This window comes from Streptomyces europaeiscabiei (assembly GCF_001550375.1).
Lineage (GTDB): Bacteria > Actinomycetota > Actinomycetes > Streptomycetales > Streptomycetaceae > Streptomyces > Streptomyces europaeiscabiei.
In genome coordinates this window covers 1-3,997 of the sequence record NZ_LRTR01000442.1, presented here as the reverse complement: position 1 = coordinate 3,997, position 3,997 = coordinate 1, and the positions used below count along the sequence as shown (strand labels likewise).

The window sequence follows — 3,997 nt, the reverse complement described above, 5'->3', positions numbered from 1 at the left end:
GCCCGCTGGCGGGCGTGGTCGGGTGGGGCGCGGCTACGGACGCCCACCACATCGCGCAGCCGCACCCGGAGGGTGTCGGCCTGGCCCGCGCGGCCCGGCAGGCGCTGCGGCTGGCCGGGGACCCCGACGGGTCGGGCCTCGGCTATGTCAACGCCCATGGCACCGGCACCAAGTACAACGACGGCGCCGAGACCCGGGGGCTGCGCGCCGCCCTCCCGGAGCGGGCCGAGTCGATCCCGGTCAGCTCCACCAAGAGCACCACCGGCCACCTCCTGGAGGCGGCCGGTGTCGTGGAGTTCGTGATCACGATGCTGGCCCTCATGGACGGCGTACTGCCGCCGACCGCCAACTTCACGCAGGCGGACCCGGAGTGCGACCTCGACTATGTGCCGAACCGGCCCCGGCGGGCCGACCTCCGCCGGGCCCTGACCATCAACGCCGCCTTCGGGGGCGCCAACACCGCACTCGTCCTGGAGCGGCCGTGACGACGACGGACAGCGGCGGGACAGTCGCACCGGCCGGCAGCGGGGAGGCCGCGTCGGCCGAGAAGGCACCCCTGCGTTCGCCCCTCGGCATCCTCACCACCGCCACCGCGACCCACGGCACCGGGCGGGACGGCGACATCCGGCTGCCGCGCCTGCCGGGGTTCGTGGAGTCGGCGTTCAGCCCGCTGGCGTACGAGGTCGCGGCGCGGTGTCTGACCGAGCGGCCGGGTGGGGGCACCTCCCGCTCGAGCGAAGCCGAGAGTGGGGGAGGCTCCCGTACGGCGGTGGCGCTGGCGAGCCTCATGGGTGACACCACCACGGCCGATCTGGCGAGCCGGCGGGTGGTGTCCGGGCGGGTCCACAACCCGCTGCTGTTCATGCAGGCCACCGCCAACTCCGTGCTGGGGCACATCAGCCGGGAGTTCCGGATCACCGGGCAGATGTTCAGCCTGTCCGTCCTCGACGACCCGGTGACCGAACTGCTGGCCATGGCGGACCTCCTCCTGGAGGACCCGGAGCTGGACCAGGTCCTGGTGGCGGGCGTGGAACTGGGCGGCGGCGAACGGCTGGCCGCCGTGCACCGGGAACTCTCCGCCGACACCGGCCGCCCGGTCCCGGACCTCCCCTGCTCCGCCGCCCTGGCGGTGGCCGTCCTGCTGGGGCGCCCCGGTGCCGGCGCCCCCGTGACCATCCGTGCGACGCGGACGTACGACGGCGAGCGGCCGGCGGCGTCCTCGCACCCCGGCAGCGTCCGGGGCCTGTTCGACCTGGCCGCCGCCCACCGGCGGCTGCTGCGGGACGGCGGCACCCACGTCCTGGTCACCGAACCCCGGACGCCCGCGTTCCTCCTCGACGCCGAACGGCACCCGGAAAGAATCGAGACGGAGACCCATGCTCATCAGTAGGCAGGAGCGGGCGCGGATCTGCTCCGACACCGAACTCGGCGCCGGCAACGTCCTGCGGCGGCTGCGGGCGTACGAACGCCCTCTCGACGAGCCGGTGTTGCGGACCGACGGCACCTGGCGCGCACCGGACGGCAGCCACCCCGAGGTACTGACGCTCGGGCAGTTGTCCGAGGTGGTCGAGACGTACGCGGGCTGGTACGCGGCCCGGGGCGTACGGCCCCGCGACCCGGTGGCCGTCCACTCCTTCTCGGCCGCCGAGTTCGCGGTGAACTTCCTGGCGCTGACCTCACTGGGCGCCGTCCCGTCGTTCGTCAACGGCAACCTGTCCCCGGAGATCGCCCGGGAGTACGTCCGCCGGCAGGGCGCGGTGGGCGCCTTCACGGACGAGGCACACCGTGAGGTGCTGGCCGACGAGGCGGAGGGCCGCGAGGGCGGGACCGGCCTCGGCTTCTGTGTGACCGCCGCCGACATCCGGCCGGAGCACCGCGCGTCGCTCCCGCCGTCGTACCCGTACCGCCACGACCCGACCGACCCCGTGCTCATCTCCCACTCGTCCGGCACCACCGGCATGCCGAAGGGCGTGCCGCACACCCATCGGACGCTGATGTACGCCCAGGTGCACCGGCTGCGTTTCTCCACCGGCGCCGACATGGAGCGCACGCTGGTGGGACTGCCGGGCGCGCACAACGCGATGGTGGCGACGCTGCTGTACTGCCTGCTGCTGCGCACGGACATCAAGCTGCTCTCCAGCCAGCGCGGCACGGACGTGCTGGACGCCGTCGAGGAGTTCCGGCCGACGACCGTGCTGGCCTTCGCCGGGACCTTCGGCGAGATGGCGGCGGAGGACCTGACGGCACGTGATCTGTCCAGCGTGCAGGTGTGGTTCAACACCGGGGACGCGGCGCACGAGGCGCACATCCGGGCGCTCGTCCAGCACGGCAGCCATGTCGAGATCCGGCGGGACCTGAGCCGCGTCCGGGTCGACGGCTCGGTCTTCGTGGACGGGCTCGGTTCGTCGGAGGCCGGCTACTCCGTCTTCCACAACCGGCACACCAAGGACACCTCGGCCTACTCCCGCTGCGTCGGCAAGCCGATCAGCTTCGCCGAGGCCGCCGTGCTGGCCGAGGACGGCACCCCGCTGCCACCCGGCCGGATCGGCCGGCTGGGCCTCAGGTCGCCCACGCTCACGCCCGGTTACTGGAACGACTCGCTCACCTGGAACCGGATGCGGCTCGGCGGCTACTGGCTCACCGGCGACCTCGCCCACCAGGACGAGCAGGGAAACTTCTACCACCTCGACCGGGTTCCGGACGCCGTCCGCACCCGCGCCGGGATCGTCTTCAGCACCCGCACCGAGGAACTGCTCCTGGCCGAGCTGCCCCGGCTCGCCGACTGCACGGTGGTCGGGGTCGCCCCCGACGGCGTCCGCGCGGACTGGGACGGCGACGGCGAGGCCGAGGCGTACGCGCTGCTCCAGCTCGCCGACGAGAGCGGAACCGGGAACGGAGCCGAGGGCAGCGGTGAGGACAGCGGTGAGAGCGACGAGGTGTGGACCGGGCGCGTCAACGCCGTGCTGACGGCCGCCGGGTTCCCGCCGGTGACCCGGGCGCTGCGGATGAAGCCCGAGGACGTGGCCAAGGGCGCCACCGGCAAAGTTCTCAAACGAGTGATGCGCGACCGGTTCGCCGCCGACATGGCCACCACGGTCGCCGCCGAGGAGCAGCACGCATGAGCACGCACCCCGACGCCGACGGCGTCAATCACCGCGCCCGCGCGAGTGAGGCCTACCGGCTGTGGTGGCAGCACGACGCCAACTGGTACCAGGGGGTGGCCGCGCGGTTCGGGCAGGAGGTCGCGAACGAGATCAACGCGGAGGCGCTGGGGAAGGTCGCTCTGCACGTCGGGCAGCGGGTCGCCCGGCTGTACGGGCCGCTCCCGGACACCGGCGACCGCCGCAAGGACCTGGAGGAGCTGCGCCGCCGCTACGACGACTGCGGCGACCGGATGTTCCCGCCGGAGCTGCGCAACGCCTCCACCGAGGTCGAGGACGACGACGCGATCGTGCTCACCCTGAAGCGGAACTTCGCGATCACCATGGTCCGGATGGCCGGTTCGCTGGAGGGTTACCGCTGCCCCTGCACCGCCATCCACGCCGGCTGGTCCGAGGGTCTCGGTGCGGCCCTCACGGAGAACCGGGCCGAGAGCTGTCTGCGGGACGGCGACAGGGCGTGCCGTCTGGTCATGCGGGTCGGCGCCCCCGTCGCACCCGGTTCGGAGGGCTGAGGCATGCGCGTACTCGTCGCCGGGGCCACCGGCGTGGTCGGGCATCCGCTGGTGGGCGCCCTTCGGGCACGGGGCCACCAGGTGAGCGCGCTCGTACGGCAGGGCTCCCGGGGCCGGGCCCCCGAGGCGGACGAGGTGGTCGTCGCCGACGCCCTCGACCGTGACGCCGTGCTGTCTGCGGTGTCGGCCGCCCGGCCCGAGGTGGTCGTCCACCAGTTGTCGGCCCTGCGGCTGCTGCGCGACGACCCGCGGGGAGCCTTCGCCCTCACCGCGCTGCTGCGCACCGAGGGCACCGCCCACCTGGTCGAGGCGGCCCGCGCGGCC

4 protein-coding genes and 1 pseudogene are annotated in these 3,997 nt (G+C 73.6%); all 5 read left to right on the top strand.

Annotation, left to right across the window (positions count from 1 at the left end; all coding sequences use genetic code 11):
* Positions 1 to 485, top strand: a pseudogene (locus AWZ10_RS21445) (beta-ketoacyl-[acyl-carrier-protein] synthase family protein); the annotation flags it as partial.
* Positions 482 to 1,390 (top strand): hypothetical protein, encoded by a 909-nt coding sequence (locus AWZ10_RS21440; protein ID WP_060891835.1) that lies wholly within the window; start codon positions 482 to 484, stop codon positions 1,388 to 1,390. The pseudogene AWZ10_RS21445 and the gene AWZ10_RS21440, both read left to right, overlap by 4 nt.
* On the top strand, positions 1,377 to 3,122 hold the full coding sequence (locus tag AWZ10_RS21435) for a class I adenylate-forming enzyme family protein (RefSeq protein ID WP_046705435.1): 1,746 nt from the start codon (positions 1,377 to 1,379) through the stop codon (positions 3,120 to 3,122). Before AWZ10_RS21440 ends, AWZ10_RS21435 begins: the two co-directional genes overlap by 14 nt.
* The gene (locus AWZ10_RS21430) at positions 3,119 to 3,673 is read left to right on the top strand and encodes a GAT domain-containing protein (protein ID WP_046705434.1); all 555 of its coding nucleotides are present in this window, start codon (positions 3,119 to 3,121) and stop codon (positions 3,671 to 3,673) included. The genes AWZ10_RS21435 and AWZ10_RS21430 overlap by 4 nt, the downstream gene beginning before the upstream one ends.
* Positions 3,674 to 3,676: 3 nt before the next feature.
* Positions 3,677 to 3,997, top strand: a 321-nt coding sequence (locus AWZ10_RS21425; protein WP_159058313.1) for an NAD-dependent epimerase/dehydratase family protein, incomplete at its 3' end; no start/stop codon positions are given.